The organism is Sphingomonas oleivorans (assembly GCF_003050615.1).
Taxonomy (GTDB): Bacteria; Pseudomonadota; Alphaproteobacteria; order Sphingomonadales; family Sphingomonadaceae; genus Sphingomonas_H; species Sphingomonas_H oleivorans.
The window spans coordinates 1-1,210 of the sequence record NZ_NWBU01000002.1 but is presented as its reverse complement, the minus strand read 5'-3'; the positions used below and the strand labels follow the sequence as shown (position 1 = coordinate 1,210).

The following is a 1,210-nucleotide window of genomic DNA, read 5'->3' as shown; positions in this document are numbered from 1 at the left end:
TGACCTGCCTCTGATCTTTCATCCAGCGGCAGCTAGAGCCGCGGCGGTTGGTACTATGTCGTTGACGCCGAGGCCAGCGGCGTAGGCCGCTGGTGTTTGGTAGCCGATTGATGAGTGCGGCCGATGATGGTTGTAATCATCGACCCAGCTACTGATCGTCTCGCGGGCATGGCCGAGCCCGAAGAACAGGCTCTCGTTCAAGAGCTCGTCGCGCATGCGGCCATTGAATGACTCTACAAAGCCATTCTGCATCGGCTTTCCTGGTGCGATGTAGTGCCAGTCGACCTTCTGATCTTGTACCCAGGCGAGAATGGCATTCGAGGTGAACTCGGTGCCATGGTCGCTGACGATCACGCCAGGCTTGCCGCGCCAGGCGATAAGCGCCGACAGCTCACGCGCCACCCGGCGCCCTGAGATCGAGGTGTCGGCGATTGCCGCCAGGCATTCCCGCGTCACATCATCGACGATGTTGAGGATGCGAAAGCGCCGCCCACAGGCGAGCTGATCGTGAACGAAGTCGAGGCTCCAGCGCGCGTTCGCCTTGGCCTCGACGAGGAGCGGCGCACGCGTGCCAACCGCACGACGCCTTGCCCGGCGCTTGCGCACCGTCAGCCCCTCCTCACGATAGAGCCGGTAGATGCGGTTCTTACCCGACGGCTCGCCGTCTCGGCGCAGCAGCACGAACAATCGCCGATAGCCAAAGCGCCGTCGCTCGGAGGCAAGCTCGTGCAGCCGTGCGCGCAGAGCGGCATCGTCTGGTCGGCATAAGCGGTAGCGCATGCTCTTGCGGTCTGCGCCGACAATCTTGCAGGCGCGCCGTTCGCTGACGCCAAGCGCCTCGCGCAGATGCGCCACGGCCCGCCGTCTGTCGGCCGGCGTCACCACTTTTTTGCCAGCAGATCTTTCAACCCCGCATTGTCGAGCATCGCATCGGCCAGCAGCCGCTTCAGCTTGGCATTCTCATCCTCGAGCGAGCGCAGTCGCTGCGCATCCGACACGCTCATCCCGCTGAACTTCGACTTCCAGGCGTAGAACGTCGCCTCGGAAATCCCGTGCTTGCGCACCAAGTCAGCGGCCTTTGCACCCGCCTCATGCTCGCGCAGGATCCCGATGATTTGCTCTTCCCTGAACCGTGAACGCTTCATTCGTCCGTCCTTCTGAAGGGCCGGACTCCAGCTCCAAATGGAGGAAAATCTCAGGGGCAGGTCAG

The 1,210-nt window shown here is 62.8% G+C and carries 1 pseudogene; it reads right to left on the bottom strand.

Annotated features, from left to right (window positions below):
- Positions 1-75: 75 nt before the first annotated feature.
- Positions 76-1,145: pseudogene (locus tag CLG96_RS00035) on the bottom strand (IS3 family transposase); the annotation flags it as partial.
- Positions 1,146-1,210: the final 65 nt, after the last annotated feature.